This window comes from Paenibacillus sp. ATY16, from assembly GCF_003399985.2.
In the GTDB taxonomy this organism is placed as follows: Bacteria; Bacillota; Bacilli; order Paenibacillales; family Paenibacillaceae; genus Pristimantibacillus; species Pristimantibacillus glycanilyticus.
On sequence record NZ_NMOK02000033.1, the window covers coordinates 1 to 16,260 of the forward strand.

11 protein-coding genes and 10 tRNA genes are annotated in these 16,260 nt (G+C 51.0%); all 21 read left to right on the forward strand.

What is annotated here, in order from left to right; translation table 11 throughout:
• Positions 1-34 precede the first annotated feature (34 nt).
• The 21 genes from CFI03_RS18590 to glmS all read left to right on the forward strand — a co-directional run bounded on the left by CFI03_RS18590 (position 35) and on the right by glmS (position 16,219).
• A tRNA-Thr gene (locus CFI03_RS18590) sits at positions 35-110 on the forward strand.
• A gap of 14 nt (positions 111-124) precedes the next feature.
• Positions 125-199, forward strand: a tRNA-Glu gene (locus tag CFI03_RS18595).
• A 33-nt stretch (positions 200-232) separates the two neighbouring features.
• Positions 233-308 (forward strand) — tRNA-Val (locus tag CFI03_RS18600).
• Positions 309-317: 9 nt separating this feature from the next.
• Positions 318-392 (forward strand) — tRNA-Gln (locus CFI03_RS18605).
• A 9-nt stretch (positions 393-401) separates the two neighbouring features.
• Positions 402-474, forward strand: a tRNA-Lys gene (locus CFI03_RS18610).
• A gap of 24 nt (positions 475-498) precedes the next feature.
• A tRNA-Leu gene (locus tag CFI03_RS18615) sits at positions 499-581 on the forward strand.
• Between the two features lie 92 nt (positions 582-673).
• Entirely contained in the window at positions 674-1,408 is a 735-nt protein-coding gene (gene nfsA / locus CFI03_RS18620) for an oxygen-insensitive NADPH nitroreductase (RefSeq protein ID WP_248758493.1), read from the forward strand.
• Between the two features lie 196 nt (positions 1,409-1,604).
• Positions 1,605-2,456, forward strand: coding sequence for an ABC transporter ATP-binding protein (locus CFI03_RS18625; protein WP_248758494.1), 852 nt, complete (start codon positions 1,605-1,607; stop codon positions 2,454-2,456).
• 157 nt (positions 2,457-2,613) lie between these two features.
• Positions 2,614-2,688 (forward strand) — tRNA-Gly (locus tag CFI03_RS18630).
• A 6-nt stretch (positions 2,689-2,694) separates the two neighbouring features.
• Positions 2,695-2,771 (forward strand) — tRNA-Arg (locus CFI03_RS18635).
• A gap of 28 nt (positions 2,772-2,799) precedes the next feature.
• Positions 2,800-2,876: transfer RNA gene (locus CFI03_RS18640), tRNA-Pro, on the forward strand.
• A gap of 8 nt (positions 2,877-2,884) precedes the next feature.
• Positions 2,885-2,958, forward strand: a tRNA-Gly gene (locus CFI03_RS18645).
• Positions 2,959-3,144: 186 nt separating this feature from the next.
• Positions 3,145-5,955 carry a phosphoenolpyruvate carboxylase gene (gene ppc / locus CFI03_RS18650; protein ID WP_127492403.1) on the forward strand — a complete coding sequence of 937 codons (2,811 nt, stop codon included), beginning with the start codon at positions 3,145-3,147 and terminating at the stop codon, positions 5,953-5,955.
• A 191-nt stretch (positions 5,956-6,146) separates the two neighbouring features.
• Positions 6,147-7,271, forward strand: coding sequence for a S1C family serine protease (locus CFI03_RS18655; RefSeq protein ID WP_248758496.1), 1,125 nt, complete (start codon positions 6,147-6,149; stop codon positions 7,269-7,271).
• 125 nt (positions 7,272-7,396) lie between these two features.
• A complete protein-coding gene (locus CFI03_RS18660; RefSeq protein ID WP_248758498.1) occupies positions 7,397-8,308 on the forward strand; it encodes an EamA family transporter in 912 nt (303 codons plus the stop codon).
• 123 nt (positions 8,309-8,431) lie between these two features.
• Positions 8,432-8,998 carry an RNA polymerase sigma factor SigW gene (gene sigW / locus CFI03_RS18665; protein ID WP_015847179.1) on the forward strand — a complete coding sequence of 189 codons (567 nt, stop codon included), beginning with the start codon at positions 8,432-8,434 and terminating at the stop codon, positions 8,996-8,998.
• A gap of 93 nt (positions 8,999-9,091) precedes the next feature.
• Complete coding sequence (locus CFI03_RS18670) at positions 9,092-9,724, forward strand: zf-HC2 domain-containing protein (protein ID WP_127492409.1); 633 nt, start codon at positions 9,092-9,094, stop codon at positions 9,722-9,724.
• 207 nt (positions 9,725-9,931) lie between these two features.
• The gene (gene cdaA / locus CFI03_RS18675) at positions 9,932-10,786 is read left to right on the forward strand and encodes a diadenylate cyclase CdaA (RefSeq protein ID WP_248758500.1); all 855 of its coding nucleotides are present in this window, start codon (positions 9,932-9,934) and stop codon (positions 10,784-10,786) included.
• Complete coding sequence (locus CFI03_RS18680) at positions 10,779-12,239, forward strand: CdaR family protein (protein WP_248758502.1); 1,461 nt, start codon at positions 10,779-10,781, stop codon at positions 12,237-12,239. The genes cdaA and CFI03_RS18680 overlap by 8 nt, the downstream gene beginning before the upstream one ends.
• 127 nt (positions 12,240-12,366) lie before the next feature.
• Complete coding sequence (glmM, locus tag CFI03_RS18685; RefSeq protein WP_248758504.1) at positions 12,367-13,707, forward strand: phosphoglucosamine mutase; 1,341 nt, start codon at positions 12,367-12,369, stop codon at positions 13,705-13,707.
• 679 nt (positions 13,708-14,386) lie between these two features.
• Positions 14,387-16,219: a glutamine--fructose-6-phosphate transaminase (isomerizing) gene (gene glmS, locus CFI03_RS18690; RefSeq protein ID WP_201009144.1), complete on the forward strand. Its 1,833-nt coding sequence runs from the start codon at positions 14,387-14,389 to the stop codon at positions 16,217-16,219.
• Positions 16,220-16,260 lie beyond the last annotated feature (41 nt).

The following is a 16,260-nucleotide window of genomic DNA, read 5'->3' on the forward strand; positions in this document are numbered from 1 at the left end:
GTCACAGGTTCGAGTCCTGTTCGGGGAGCCATTCGCTCTCATAGCTCAGTAGGTAGAGTGCATCCATGGTAAGGATGAGGTCACCGGTTCGATCCCGGTTGAGAGCTCCAGAAGCACTTTTCAAGGCCCGTTGGTCAAGGGGTTAAGACACCTCCCTTTCACGGAGGTAACAGGGGTTCGAATCCCCTACGGGTCACCATATATACTTAAACGGTGGATCTTTATTGCCTGTGGAGGCTTAGCTCAGCTGGGAGAGCATCTGCCTTACAAGCAGAGGGTCGGGGGTTCGATCCCCTCAGCCTCCACCATTACAACATTGGGGATTAGCCAAGCGGTAAGGCAACGGACTTTGACTCCGTCACTCCAAGGTTCGAATCCTTGATCCCCAGCCATTTTATTGCGAGCCATTAGCTCAGTTGGTAGAGCACCTGACTTTTAATCAGGGTGTCGAAGGTTCGAGTCCTTCATGGCTCACTTTTCTTAATAAGTTTCACCCATGCGCGTATGGCGGAATTGGCAGACGCACCAGACTTAGGATCTGGCGGGCGACCGTGGGGGTTCAAGTCCCTCTACGCGCACCATACATACCATCCAAACCTTCAGGAGATGTCCTGAAGGTTTTTTTGTGCTACATTGTAGCCATATCATTATTAGGGCAAAGGAGATATCGATAATGAATGAAATGATAGCTTTATTGAAGCAGCACCGTTCTATTCGCAAATTTACGAAGGACCCGGTAACGGAACAGCAGCTTGATGCCATATTAACGGCGGCGCAGCAAGCGTCTACTTCAAGCAATATGCAGGCTTATTCCGTCATTGGGATTACGGATATGGAACTACGCAGGGAACTGGCTAAGCTTGCGGGTAACCAGGCTTATATCGAGGAAAGCCCCGTATTCCTCGTCTGGTGCGCTGACCTGTACCGCTGGGAGCAAGCAGCTAAACGGCATTATGACGACGAGATGCCAAGCACGACGGAGAATTTTATTATCGGTACGGTGGATGCGGCCTTAGCGGCGCAGAATGCAGCTATAGCGGCTGAATCTCTCGGACTTGGGATTGTGTATATCGGGGGGATCCGAAATCAGCCGGAGCAGGTGTCTGAGTTTCTACAGCTCCCGCAGCATGTGTACCCGGTGTTTGGGATGTGTATTGGCGTGCCGGATCAATCTCCGCTTAACCGGCCGCGTCTGCCGCGCCAGGCGGTCTATTTCGAGAATACTTACAAACAGTGCGCCATAGACTCTGCTATCGATACCTACGATGAAACGTTAAGCGCTTATATGAAGGCAAGATCGAACGGGAAGGCCAATAGAGCATGGTCACAGGCAATGGCCGGCAAAGCGGGTCCGGTACGCATTCACATGCGCTCCTTTTTAGAGAAGCAAGGATTTAAGCTCGAGTAAGGTTAAGCTCTTTAAACATTAAATCGGTTAATCCAAATGTCGATTGGTCAAGTATCACATTTCTGTCATTGACAACGCATCTGAGAACGATTATCATTATACCTAGTTAATTGATAATTGTTATCACGGACGCGCTGCAGGCGCATAATAAATGACACGATCTGCCTTACGGCATCGGAAGGAGCGTGCAGGTCAAATGATTCGTCTTGCGACTTCGAATCTGGACATTGCTTATGATGATCGACTCATCGTTCAAAATTTAAATATTGCTATCCCTCAAGGCAAGATTACAGCCCTTGTCGGCTCTAACGGATCGGGTAAATCAACCATCCTGAAGACGATGGCGCGGTTGATGCATCCATCTGGAGGCAGCGTTCTCTTGGACGGAAGATCGATTCACAAGCAGTCTACAAAAGAAGTGGCGAAGCAGCTTGCGATTTTGCCGCAGAATCCGACAGCTCCGGACGGCCTGACCGTTGCCGAGCTTGTATCGTATGGCCGTTTCCCTTATCAGAAGGGCTTTGGTTCCTTGACGAAGGAAGACCGAGGAATTATCCATTGGGCCATTGAAGCGACAGGCATGGGAGAATTCACCGATCGCCCGGTTGATCAACTGTCCGGCGGTCAACGCCAGCGCGCATGGATCGCAATGGCGCTTGCGCAAGAGACGGACATTTTGTTCCTCGACGAACCAACGACCTTCCTCGATATGGCCCATCAGCTGGAGGTTCTCCATTTGCTGCAGAAGCTTAACGAGATGAACAACCGTACGGTTGTTATGGTTGTCCATGATTTGAACCATGCGTCGCGCTACGCGCATCACATGGTTGCCATCAAGAAGGGTACTGTCGTAGGCGAAGGAACTCCGGCCGAAGTTATGACACCGGATGTTTTGCGTGAAGTATTTAATATCGAAGCAGACATCGTTCCCGATCCGCGTACAGGCGTGCCGCTTTGCCTGCCATATGCATTGGCTGGAGAACCGGCTGCCGATAAAGTAATGGCCGATACAAAACCTGAACGTATTTTGACAGCCGCAGGAGCGTAATTGTAACGAAAAGCCGTGCCGGAAAGCGCGGCTTTTTCTTTTCAAAACTTTTCTTGAAAAAACTTTTATAAAACAGTTGCATTTTGTTTTTGAAGGTGATATATTATTACTTGTCGCCGCGATGATAACGAAACGTGAACGACAGCGAAAGTAACATGCGGAAGTGGCTCAGCGGTAGAGCATCGCCTTGCCAAGGCGAGGGTCGCGGGTTCGATTCCCGTCTTCCGCTCCATAATGTGCGGCCTTAGCTCAGCTGGATAGAGCGTTTGACTACGAATCAAAAGGTCAGGAGTTCGAATCTCTTAGGCCGCGCCATTCTTTATCAATACTTACTTATACTTGTCGGGATGTAGCTCAGCTTGGTAGAGCACCTGGTTTGGGACCAGGGGGTCGCATGTTCAAATCGTGTCATCCCGACCATTTAATACGCGGGTGTAGTTCAATGGTAGAACTTTAGCCTTCCAAGCTAATAGCGTGGGTTCGATTCCCATCACCCGCTCCAGATTTTCAAACAATCTCCTTCTCCGGAAGGAGTTTTTATATTTTATACCCTTATATTGGCAGCCCCCGCGGGGGCTGCCTTTCGCGCTTTCTGAAAAGAAAGTGGGCGCTTCGGGCTTCAACCGAGCGCCGTTTTGTAGTATGATGATTAGAAGTTGAAAATGCGTTAAAGTACAGGAGGATCAGTATGTCGGACCAAGTAACATCGACTTTATCGGCACAACACCGGCCGCAGGCTAACAATTTGCTGCGCAGAGACGTCCGTTTCCTAGGCAACATACTTGGGGAAGTGCTCGTCCATCAAGGCGGCCGCGAACTGCTGGATATCGTCGAGCAAATTCGTGAAACAAGTAAAGCGTTACGCGCTGAATTTGTACCTGAGCTTTTTGAACAGTTTAAGACGACAATTGCATCATTAAGTCCCGAAATTCGCCATCAGGTGATTCGTGCATTCGCGATCTATTTCCAATTGGTCAACATTGCAGAGCAGAACCACCGTATTCGCCGTAAACGCGACTACGAGCGTTCCGCAGGGGAAAGTGTACAACGAGGTTCCATTGAGAGCGCGATTTCCGATCTGAAAGAGCGCAACATCGATGTTGAAGGCGTTCAAGAAATTTTGAGCAACATTTCACTCGAGCTCGTAATGACTGCGCATCCGACGGAAGCGACGCGTCGTGCCGTGCTTGATATCCACAAGCGGATTGCCGAAGACGTAATGGAGCTTGATAATCCGACTCTGACTTACCGCGAACGCGAGATCCTTCGGGACAAGCTGCTGAACGAAGTGCTTATTCTGTGGCAGACCGATGAGCTCCGCGACCGTAAGCCAACTGTTATCGACGAAGTGCGCAACGGGTTGTATTATTTCGACGAAACCCTGTTTGAGGTGCTTCCTAACGTATACGAAGAACTGGAACGCAATCTTACGAAATATTATCCGGGCGAGTCCTGGCATGTACCAAGCTATCTGCGCTTTGGCTCATGGATCGGCGGAGACCGCGACGGCAACCCGTCCGTAACCGCTAAGGTCACATGGGAGACGCTGACGCTTAACCGCCAGCTGGCTATTAAGAAATACGAAGAAAAGCTGCATGAGCTTGTTGGCATTCTGAGCTTCAGCACGAACCTGGTTGAAGTATCCGAAGAGCTGATCAACTCGATTAAGAAAGACCGCGAGCACGTTGAGCTTAAGTGTATCGACCTGTGGAGAAATGCGAAGGAGCCTTACCGCATTAAGCTGGGCTTTATGCTGGAGAAGCTGGCTAATACGCGCGACGAATCGCTCAAAGGCTCTGCAATGCGTTATAACAGCGCAAGCGAGCTGCTTGAGGATCTGTACATTATCGACCGCAGCTTGCGCGGACATTTTGCCGATTACGTAGCGGATACGCATATTGGCAAGCTTGTACGCCAAGTGGAGCTGTTTGGCTTCCATATGCTTACGCTTGATATCCGTCAGCACAGCCAAGAGCATGAGAATGCGATGGCTGAAATTTTGGCGAAGATGAATATCGCTGAGAACTACGGTTCCTTGTCGGAAGAAGAGAAGATTGAATTGCTCAGCAAATTGCTGGAGGACCCGCGTCCGCTTACTTCTTCCCATCTGGATTACTCGGCATCGACCCGCGAGTGCCTGGACGTGTATCACACGGTCTACAGAGCGCAACAAGAGTTCGGACCGGAATGTATTTCGACTTATCTGATAAGTATGACACAAGGCGCCAGCGACATGCTGGAGGTTATGGTCTTCGCGAAAGAGGTTGGCCTGTTCCGCAAGGAAGCAGACGGCAGCGTTCGTTGCACGCTGCAATCCGTGCCGCTCTTCGAAACGATTGACGACCTTCATGCTGCACCTGGCATCATGAAGCTGCTCTTCGAGCTGCCAATCTATCGTCAAGCCGTAGCCGCAAGAGGAGACCTGCATGAAATTATGCTGGGTTACTCCGATAGCAATAAAGACGGCGGCGCGGTAACGGCGAACTGGGAGCTGCGCGTAGCGCTTAACGATATTACGGCAACTGCCGGCGAATACGGCATTAAGCTGAAGTTCTTCCATGGCCGCGGCGGTGCGCTTGGCCGTGGTGGTATGCCTCTTAACCGCAGTATCCTGGCTCAACCGCCTCATACGGTTGGCGGCGGCATTAAAATTACCGAGCAAGGCGAAGTATTGTCCTCGCGTTATTCGATGCAGGGCATTGCTTACCGCAGCCTGGAGCAGGCAACATGGGCGCTCGTTACGGCCGCCCGTCTTGCGAAATACCCGCAAGCACAAGACGATGCCGTGTTGAAAGAGTGGGAAGAGATTTCCCGTTCGATCTCGGAAACGGCACTGAACAAATACCAGGATTTGATCTTCCGCGATCCGGACTTCCTGACTTACTTCAAAGAGTCTACTCCGCTTCCTGAGGTTGGCGAGCTAAACATCGGTTCCCGTCCATCGAAACGGAAAAACAGCGACCGCTTTGAAGACCTTCGCGCAATTCCTTGGGTATTTGCATGGACGCAGAGCCGTTACTTGCTGCCGGCATGGTATGCTGCAGGTACTGCCCTGAAGCAATATACCGGCGATGATGCGCAGCGTCTTGAAACCTTGAAGACGATGTACGAGAAATTCCCGTTCTTCCGTTCGCTGATCGACAACCTGCAAATGGCATTGGCTAAAGCAGATTTGACGATTGCGAAGGAGTATGCGGATATGATCTCCGACAGCACGATTCGTGACCGCATCTTCACGCAGATCGAGAACGAATATAAGCTGACTTCGGAAATGATCTTGAGCATCACCGGGCAAGACGAGATTCTGGACAACGTACCTGTTATTCAGGAATCGATTCGTCTGCGTAATCCTTACGTGGATCCGCTCAGCTACATGCAAGTTCAGCTTCTGACAGAGCTGAGAGAGCTGCGCGCGAAGGAAGAAGACGATCCTGAACTGCTCCGCGAAGTACTTCTTACCATAAACGGCATTGCTGCCGGCCTGAGAAACACGGGCTAACAGCAGACTTTATAACCGGGAATTCGGCTTATTACAAGCCGAATTCCCGGTTTTTTCGTTTTCGCCTATTATTTATCCTCCTTTAAAATGCGCTTAAGTTTGATTTAAGGTACAACCCTCATGATAGTAATCAAGCAAGCGACATCAATTGCGAACGAAATAGCGATTGTAATGACAAAGGAGCGATTACGATGAACCATAACGAATTCGAAAATAACCAAGTTAACGGAAACGATACAAATAACACGGAATCTACAACTGAACATAAGCCCTACACCTATACTTACGGACCTAGCCGCTCGGCAGCGAATCTTCGCGAGGCTTACGAGAATCAATTGCAGCTGATGGGGACGGATGGTTCCGATGGCGGATACGGCAGCGGCGGCAAGAAGAAGGGAAAGAAATCGCAGGCCAAAGCGATGGTTGCGGCTTTCCTTGTTGGCGCTGTAGTAATCAGCGGGTTTATGTACGCATCGGATAAAACAAATCTGTTCACCGGTAATCAGCAGCCTACGGCGGCAACCACGCTGGCGAGCAATACGGCGCAGCAGTCGGCAGGCGTAACAACGGCATCGGTAAGCGTCGATGCTTCTATCGCTGATGTATATAAAGCAGCATCTCCTGCCGTAGTCAAAATCGAGAATTACACGGAGCCGGTTCAAAGCACCGGTAGAGGCTTCGGCGGCAGAGGGGGAGGCTGGCAAGGATTTAGCCAAACACCGCAGTCCCCAAGCGGGAGCGGCCAATCCGACTCCACGGATAGCTCGAATTTGCAGCTGGCAGGAACGGGTACGGGATTCTTTTTCGAATCCTCCGGTTATATCCTGACCAATGATCATGTTGTTGAGGGAGCCGCGCAAGTGAAGGTGCAAGTAGAAGGTTACGATGAGCCGTTTGTGGCAGAGGTTGTAGGCGAGAATGCGGATCAGGACTTGGCCGTTTTGAAAATTACAGGCTCCAAAGCATACCCGACTTTAGCCATTGGCGATTCCGATCAAACCGCTATTGGAGATTGGGTTATCGCAATTGGCAATCCGTATGGATTCGACCACACGATGACCGTCGGGGTACTCAGCGCGAAGGAACGTCCGATTACAATTAGCGAAGACGATGGCACCAAGCATCAATACGAGCATCTGCTGCAAACGGATGCTTCGATCAACCCGGGCAACTCCGGCGGACCGCTGTTGAATGCAAAAGGCGAGGTTATCGGTATTAATACAGCCGTAAATGCGGAAGCGCAAGGCATCGGATTTGCTATTCCAACCGGCACGATTCAAGAAACCCTGAAGCAATTGCTTGGCCGTAGTGCATAATGCCATAATCCATTTATAAGGTTTAGGAAACGAAGAGGCCGCTTGCGCGCCTCTTCGTTTTGTTTTTGCTTTTGAAGGGGGAGAACCGATATAATAGATCAGATGCGAATGGAGGTTTTTGTTCGGTGAAAACTTCATCTGGCTATTGGACGGGCGTTGTTATGGTCATTATCGCTGCGGCATGCTACGGAATCATGTCGCCAATGCTAAAGCTTGCCTACGGACATGACTATACCTTTCAGCAAATTACGGTGCATCAGGTCGGAATGGGTGCGGCGCTTCTGTGGGTTCTTCTCCTTCTACGGCCAAGCTCATGGAGCAAGCTGGCATTCAGTTTGAAGCATTGGGCGGCTTTAGCGTTTACCGGTATTTTTGGCTTAAGCATGACAACCGTATTATATAATCAAACCCTGGAGAGATTGGATGCTTCCTTCTCAATTGTCTTGCTTTTTCAGTTCATGTGGATTACGATTTTGCTAGAAAGTTTGCGGGGCCGGAAATGGCCGACGAAATGGCAATGGGCGGCTATCGTTATGGCCATGGCAGGAACGGTGCTGGCTGCCGGACTGCTCCAGAATAAACTTACGGATATGGATTGGGCTGGTGTTGGATATGGACTGGCATCGGCGTTCTCATACAGCCTGTTTCTGTTTCTGGCGGGCAGGGTTGCTCCTGGCTATGATCCTGTCTATAAGTCAGCTCTTATGATGTCATTCGGATTTATTGTGATTCTTGTGTTGTACGGCTATAAGGCATTTGATGGCGTTGACCAGCAATGGGGGCTTCTGGAATGGGGATTCGTGCTCGGGCTGCTAGGGCAGGTCATGCCGACCGTTTTCTTTAATGCCGGTATTCCCCGGGTAGGAAGCGGGCTGGCTTCCATGCTTGGAGCGACGGAGCTGCCTTTTGCCGTGGTAAGCGCATGGCTGATTCTAGGGGAACCGATAACGTTAATCGGTACAGCGGGCATATTGCTTATACTGGGCGGTATCATGGTGGCCGAATACGGTGCGCGCGTACGGCGGCAAGCTGCGTGACCATACGCGTAATTGGACCATGCTTACGAAGTAAGAATTAACACGAGCGCGTAATTGGACCATGCTTACGAAGTAAGAATTAACACGAAATGCGCGTGTTAATTCTTTGTAGGAGGATGAATAGTGAATGTATTGGAAGCCCGTCTCGCCAGATTAGCGTTGAAAGGCGACCAGCGGGCATTTGCTGAGCTTGTAGGTCTGTATCAGGACAAGCTGTTCCATATGGCCTACCGAATGTTATATAACCGCCAGGAGGCGGAAGACGTCGTTCAGGAAACGTTCCTGCGCGTCTATAAAAATCTGGAACGATACGACGAGTCGCTCAAATTCTCAACGTGGATTTACCGGATTGCGACGAATCTCTGTATCGACCGTCTGAGGAAGCGGAAGCCTTCTTATTCGCTGGATGCGGAGTCTACGGATCATGAGGGCCTGGATGGCTATTCCATGATCCCGAGCGATGACCGTACGCCGGAATCCGAGCTTCTGCTGTCGGAGACTCAACGGATTATTCACGAATCCATCGAATCGCTTCCTCCAAAGTATAAGACGATTATGATGCTTCGCTATATTCAGGAGATGTCCCTGCAGGAGATTGGCGATGTTCTGGACATGCCGGTCACGACAATCAAGACGCGTGTCCACCGCGGCAGGGAGTTTTTGCGGAAAAAGCTGGAACACAAGTTATAGCTTAAAAAAAGTGAAACATCTGATGCGAGCTGTACGTACTCTATAAATGTGAAGAGCTTATGCGCGAGCAAACGAAAGAAAGGACTGGCTGCTATGAATTGCAACGTCGCGGTTGTATGGATGCATGATTATTTGGACGGCGATCTGCCGCGTGAAGATGCGCAAGAACTAAAAAGTCATTTGCACTCATGTCCCGCTTGCCTGGCCCGCTTTGAACAGCTGGAGAAAACGGAAGCGATGATGCTGGGTACGCTAGAGCATACCGTTTCCATTCCCGATTATGATAAATCAGCTCTGACTGACCGTATTATGGCGCAGCTGCCAAAACCGGCAAAAACAAAAGAGCGTCGCGGCGTGCTCCGGTTCATCTACAAGTATCCGGGTCTTACGGCTGCCGCGTTGTTCGTGCTTGTCATGCTTGGCAGCTTCACTTCGATATGGGAACAGGATTCCAAGCTGATTGTATCCGGAGAAGATCTGCAGCAGGTTGTTATTAACGGAAACACGGTTACGGTACCGGAAGGCGCCCACGTGAAGGGGAATCTGGTTGTCGAGAATGGAACGGCCGATGTGAAAGGCGAAGTGGAAGGCAACGTAACGGTCATCGACGGCAGCCTCAACCTGGCATCAACGGGGTACATTGCAGGACAAAGCCGGACCATTGATCAGGCGCTAGACTGGTTCTGGTACAAAGTGACGGAAACGTTCAGCGGATTGGCTTCTTAGGACGAACTGCCTCTCTTGCAGAGAGGCGGTTATTTTTTTTATGAAAAAAAGGGTTTCGAAGTGCAATTCTAGAAAAGAATAAAGTTGAGTCCGAAAAAACGCATGATGGAGTGTCGTACGTTTCGCGGGTGAAATATAGGCGGAAGATAGAGAAATCTTATACTTACTTAAATGATGAGTTGTCGTCGGCAGTTTGGGGGTTGATCTATGAATTACTTCAATGATTTGACTTGGAATGGCTGGATAAAGGACATCATTGATATCGGCATCGTCAGTTATATTATCTATAAATTGATTTTGCTGGTGAGAGGCACAAGAGCAGTCCAGCTATTGAAAGGGATTCTGGTCCTGGTTGGCACCTGGGCGATAAGTACCTGGTTTAATCTGTATACGCTGAAATGGCTGATGAACCAGATGTTTACTTTTGGCGTCCTGGCGGTATTTATTATTTTCCAGCCGGAGCTTCGGCGCGCACTTGAGCAATTGGGACGCGGGAAGCTGTTTGCTCGTACGTCTACGCTGGAGCGGGATCTTATAGCCGAACAGGTCGAGAGCGTAATGAAGGCTGTTCAGCATATGGCTCAGCGGACCATCGGGGCATTGATTGTTTTTGAACGAAATACGGGAGTCAGCGAGCTGATCGAATCCGGGATTCAGATGGAATCGCGGATTACGTCGGAGCTGCTCATAAATATTTTCACGCCGAATACGCCGCTGCACGACGGGGCTGTGATTATCCGGGGTAATCAGATTATGGCCGCGGGCTGTTATTTGCCGCTATCGGAAAATCCGTTTATCAGCAAAGAGCTGGGGACGCGCCATCGCGCAGCGATCGGGGTAAGCGAGGTGAGTGACGCCATCGCGGTTATCGTGTCGGAAGAGACGGGACAAGTCTCCCTCGCGATTAACGGAATGATTGTCCGCGATATTAAGGAAGAATCGCTTATTTCCAAGCTGTTCGAAGAGCTGACGCCGAAACAGACAAACGGCAAGGAGCGGGCAGCCGTGTCCTCGTTCTCATTCTCTTCGTTCTGGAAGCGGAAAGGAGGCCGCGATGGATAAGTGGTTAAGTCATCCGACGATACTTAAGATTCTTTCCGTGGCGATTGCGCTGCTTCTATGGGCTATGGTCCATTTTGACCCGGAATCGACCCCGGCCACGGTGACTTCCACGATGGATACAAAAGTCATTGAGGCCGCCTCGGTTATTCCGACCGGACTGGACGAAACGAAATACGCACTCGTAAATGTAGAACCTACTGTTGTCCGGCTGGTCGTCGAAGGACGCAAAGCTAATCTGTTGACGATGAAGGACGAGGATTACGCGGTTCATCTGGATTTAAGCCACGTAACGCCTGGCGAGCATGTGGTGCCGCTGACCTATGATTTGCCCAAGGGCATTAGTCTGATTGAAATGTCGCCGCGTTCCGCTACAGTGGATATTGTAGAGATCGAGACGAAGACGTTCGAGCTTGGGGTCGCAACGGAAGGGACGCCTGCGAACGGTTATATTGCCGGTACGCCAACGGTGAAATCGGGAACGATCGTAAACGTTACTCTGCCGAAGGACGAGATGGCTCTTGTCGGGGCCGTGCGTACAACCGTTGATATCGAAGGCTCGGAGAAGAACGTTGTGAATAAAAAAGCGCAGGTGGTTGTCTACGATACGGAAGGCGAAGCAATGGAGCATGCGATAATACGCCCTTCTACGGTAGAGGTCGAGGTACCGGTAACTCCTCCGCTCAAAACAATGCCGCTGCAGATCAGCTACACCGGGAGTCTTCCGAATGGACTAAGCGTCAGTTCGATAAAGGCGGATATCGATAAAGTCGCCGTATACGGGGATCAGAAGCTGCTGGATTCCATGGATACTTATACCGGCGGCGTGACGGTTGATTTGTCGAAGATCAAGGAATCCGGTACCGTCAAAGCAAAGGTAACGGCAGTTGGCGACGTGAAGATGGTTGAGCCGTCAGAGATCGATGTGGAGGTTAAGGTTGTGCCTTCCCAGACGCTGACATTGGACCGGAGCGTAATCTTGAATGATTTGCCCGATGGGCTGAAGACTGCCTTTAAGGATCCGGCAAACGGACATATCTCGATAACGGTTCGCGGCGCGCCAAATATGCTTGCGGCTATTCAAGCTAATGATGTCCGGCTTATAGCGGATCTGCGCGATGCCAAGATTGGCCAAGCGACGTTTCCGCTTCTCGTGAAGCTGCCGCGGTTTATCGACCTGGCCGATGAATCGCAGAAATATACGGTGACGCTTGATATTGCGGACAAAAACGCCCCTAGCGGGAATAACACGGCCGGCGGCGGCAGCAATAATGGCAACGGGGATGTCCCGGCCGGAGGTCAGCCGGAGGATACGCCTTCGCCGCCGCCGACGGATACGGGAGCAGGAAACGGTGCCGGAAATGGCTCCGGAAATGGTTCGGGCACGAATACAGGCTCCAGTCCTGATCCTTCTTCGAGCACGGACACCGAGGCCGATCCGGATACCGGCCATTAAGGAATGGAAGCATGGAAGCGGGAAAAGCGGTAATTAATAGTAGTTCAAAAGCAGCCTCAGATGGAGTAGGATATGGAATAGGCCATTTGCAGCAGCAGATTTAACGACAAAAGGGGCATGAGAAACGATGGGGAAATATTTTGGAACGGACGGAGTGCGCGGAGTTGCCAATCAGGAGCTGACTCCGGAGCTTGCTTATAAAATCGGCCGCTGCGGCGGTTACGTATTAACAGGACAGGCGGATAAGCCTAAAGTGGTTATCGGACTGGATACGCGGATCTCCGGTCCGATGCTGGAGGCTGCTCTTATTGCGGGTCTTCTGTCGATTGGCGCAAGCGTGATTCGTCTTGGCGTTGTATCGACGCCTGCGGTTGCGTACATTACGCGTGAACTTAAAGCGGATGCGGGCGTTATGATCTCGGCTTCGCATAACCCGGTTCAGGATAACGGCATCAAGTTCTTTGGCGGCGACGGCTTCAAGCTGTCCGACGAGACGGAGCTTGAAATCGAGCGTCTGATTGATGCCGAAGTGGATGAGCTGCCACGTCCAATCGGCGGCGATATCGGTGCGGTAACGAACGACGATCAAGCCAAGTTCCGTTACCTCGATTACTTGAAAACAACGATTAAAGGCGATTTCGGCGGCCTCAAAATCGTTCTCGACTGTGCGCATGGCTCAGCTTACGAGCTGGCGCCGAAAGTATTCCGCGAGCTTGGCGCGGAGATTATTACCGTGGGCGCAGAGCCGGACGGCCGCAATATCAATGCGGGCGTTGGTTCGACGCATCCGGAATATTTGCGCGAGCAGGTTCTGGCGCATGGCGCGGACCTTGGTCTCTCGTTTGACGGCGATGCCGACCGTCTGATCGCGATCGACGATGAAGGCGAAGAAGTAGACGGCGACTACATCCTGTGCATCTGCGGCGATGCGATGAAGCGGGCCGGCAAGCTGCATAACGATACGATTGTGACAACCGTTATGGCGAACATCGGGTTCTTCAAAGCGACGCAGCGCCTTGATCTGAATACGGCGCAAACGGCTGTCGGCGACCGTTACGTGATGGAAGAAATGCGCCGCGGCGGCTTTAACCTCGGCGGCGAACAGTCCGGCCACGTAATCTTCCTGGATTACAACACAACCGGAGACGGTATTCTGACGGCTCTGCAGCTGGTTGATACTCTCGTGGCATCCGGTAAGAAGCTAAGCGCGTTAAAAACGCTGATGAGCAAATATCCGCAGGTGCTGGTGAACGTTCGCGTAGCGGACAAGAGCCTGTACGCAGGAAATGAAGCAATTGGCAACGCCGTAGAGCAGGTTGAGAAGGAGCTTGGCGATAACGGCCGCGTGCTTGTTCGACCTTCCGGTACGGAGTCTCTGATCCGCGTTATGGCGGAAGGCCCGGATAAGGACCAGATCGAGGAGTATGTGGCACGAATCGTAAACGTCGTGAAAGAGCAATTAGGCTAAACATTAGCGGGCTTAAAGCCTTTGCATACGCATGTAAAAAGTCTCCACGATTCCGTGGAGACTTTTTACATGCGCGGCTAGGCCAATGAATATATAGGTAATGTAAGGGAATTCATTTTCTTGAGAAGTTTGGGCAAATGCAGGACTAGGCTTGGGCAATTCGGACGAGAAGGCGTATATTGTTAGGGGAAAATAAGGGCGTTGTTCGTCCTGCGCCTAAAGTTCAGGTTGCGAAACAAGTCGAAAGTGAATATGATAGGAAGTATGATTCAAGCAGGAAAGCGAGGATAGAGGTTAAAATTAACGTTTTATAAGCGCCAGAGCTTCAAGGGGGATGACGCCTTCCAATCTTATATACAAGATCGGAGAGGGTCACACGAGGAAGCTGACGAGGTGAAGGTGTTCGAATTATTCGGCGGGGACCTTCCGGTTATCGCAAAGCCAACCGAAAGCCGATACGCAAAAAGATTGGGCGACCGATCTCACAAACGTTCGGCAGGCTGCACTTATTGATCATTTTGTTCATTTCGAGGTTTTTTACAAACATGCTCCCGTATGTCTATGGTGCCGCCTGAGAGGTTGGCACGGGCAAAAGGGAAAATAACGCCTGTGCCGCATATAGGCTGGCAGCCATAGTCATAGTGGGGAGACTACTATTGATTATCGGAGGTCTTTATATATGTGTGGTATTGTAGGATATATTGGTAAACGTGATTCTCAGGATATTTTGATCGAAGGACTTAAGAAGCTGGAATACCGCGGTTACGACTCCGCCGGTATTGCGGTATTCACAACGAACGGACTGGAGATCAAGAAATCCAAAGGCCGTCTGGCTGTCTTGGAGGATAAACTGCGTGATGAGCCGCTCGCCGGGTCGGTTGGCATCGGACATACGCGCTGGGCTACTCATGGCAAGCCATCGGACGTTAATTCGCATCCTCATACGGATAACTCGGCGAAGTTCTCGGTCGTGCATAACGGCATTGTCGAAAACTACCTGGATCTGAAAGATGAGCTGATGGCGAAAGGACATCGTTTTGTGTCGGAGACGGACACGGAGGTTATCTCGCACCTCGTTGCAGACGAATACGACGGCAATATTGTCGAAGCGGTACAACGTGCCGTAAAACGCATGCGCGGCGCGTTTGCGCTTGGCGTATTGACTGAATACGAACCAGAACGTCTGGTTGCGGTTCGTTTTGCAAGCCCGCTTGTTATCGGCATCGGCGAAGGCGAGAACTTTATCGGGTCGGATATTCCGGCAATTTTGGAGCATACTCGAAATGTATACATCTTGAACGACGGCGAAATGGCTGTATTGACACGTGATAGTGTCGAACTCATGACGACAGAAGGCGAATTTATTTCCAAGGAAATATACCATGTCGATTGGGATCTTGTGACAGCGGAGAAAGCCGGATTTGATCATTTTATGCTGAAAGAAATTTACGAGCAGCCGAAGGCTTACCGTGACACCATGCTGGGCCGCATTGCGGAAGATGGAAAGTCCGTAAACCTGAAAGAGCTGACGATGACGGCGGATTACGTGAAGTCGATTCGCAAAGTGCATATCGTTGCTTGCGGTACGGCTTATCATGCAGGCATGGTTGGCAAAACGGTTATCGAATCGCTCGCACGCATTCCGGTTGAGACGGATGTAGCATCCGAATACCGTTACCGTTCGCCAATTATTACGCCTGACACGCTTGTTATCGTCGTTAGCCAATCGGGCGAAACAGCGGATACGCTGGCTGCGCTTCGCGAAGCGCAGCGCAACGGTGCCCGCGTTCTCGCGATCACGAACGTTGTAGGCAGCTCGGTTGCCCGCGAAGCGGACGATGTGCTCGTTACTTGGGCAGGTCCGGAAATTGCGGTAGCATCGACAAAAGCGTATACTTCGCAGCTGATTGCCTTCTATCTGTTTGGTCTGCACTTGGCTACCATACTGGGCACAAAAGACGAAGCAACCGTTACCGGTCTCATTGCAGCAATGAATGAGCTTCCCGAGCAAGTAGAGAGCATTCTCGAAAACGCTCCGGTTCTGAAGCAAGTAGCAGAGTCGATCTCGCATCATAAGAGCCTGTTCTTCATCGGCCGCGGCGTTGACTATGCGGTTGCGCAAGAAGGCTCGCTGAAGCTGAAAGAAATCTCGTACATTCACTCCGAAGCGTACGCGGCGGGCGAGCTGAAGCACGGTACGCTGGCCTTGATCGAGGACGGTATTCCGGTCATCGCGCTTGTCACGCAAGAAGAGCTGTACGAAAAAACGCTGAGCAACATCAAGGAAGTAAAAGCACGCGGCGCGCATGTCTTTGGTCTTGCGAATGCAGGCAGCGAAGCGGAGGTTGGCAAATCGGTTGACGAATTGTTCGCGATTCCGAAAACTTTGCCGCTTCTGGCACCAGCCCTGTCGGTTGTGCCGCTGCAGCTGATCTCTTATTACGCATCGCTGGCACTTGGCCATGATGTTGATAAACCGCGTAACCTCGCGAAGTCGGTTACGGTGGAATAAGAATAATGAAAAGCCAGCGGCCGAAGGGCTGCTGGCTTTTT

Bases quoted from the DNA above. Each gene is read 5' to 3' on its own strand.
- nfsA (WP_248758493.1), top strand. From the start codon at position 674: ATGAATGAAATGATAGCTTTATTGAAGCAGCACCGTTCTATTCGCAAA.
- glmS (WP_201009144.1), top strand. From the start codon at position 14,387: ATGTGTGGTATTGTAGGATATATTGGTAAACGTGATTCTCAGGATATT.
- cdaA (WP_248758500.1), top strand. From the start codon at position 9,932: ATGAATTACTTCAATGATTTGACTTGGAATGGCTGGATAAAGGACATC.
- CFI03_RS18625 (WP_248758494.1), top strand. From the start codon at position 1,605: ATGATTCGTCTTGCGACTTCGAATCTGGACATTGCTTATGATGATCGA.
- CFI03_RS18680 (WP_248758502.1), top strand. From the start codon at position 10,779: ATGGATAAGTGGTTAAGTCATCCGACGATACTTAAGATTCTTTCCGTG.
- CFI03_RS18655 (WP_248758496.1), top strand. From the start codon at position 6,147: ATGAACCATAACGAATTCGAAAATAACCAAGTTAACGGAAACGATACA.
- CFI03_RS18670 (WP_127492409.1), top strand. From the start codon at position 9,092: ATGAATTGCAACGTCGCGGTTGTATGGATGCATGATTATTTGGACGGC.
- ppc (WP_127492403.1), top strand. From the start codon at position 3,145: ATGTCGGACCAAGTAACATCGACTTTATCGGCACAACACCGGCCGCAG.
- glmM (WP_248758504.1), top strand. From the start codon at position 12,367: ATGGGGAAATATTTTGGAACGGACGGAGTGCGCGGAGTTGCCAATCAG.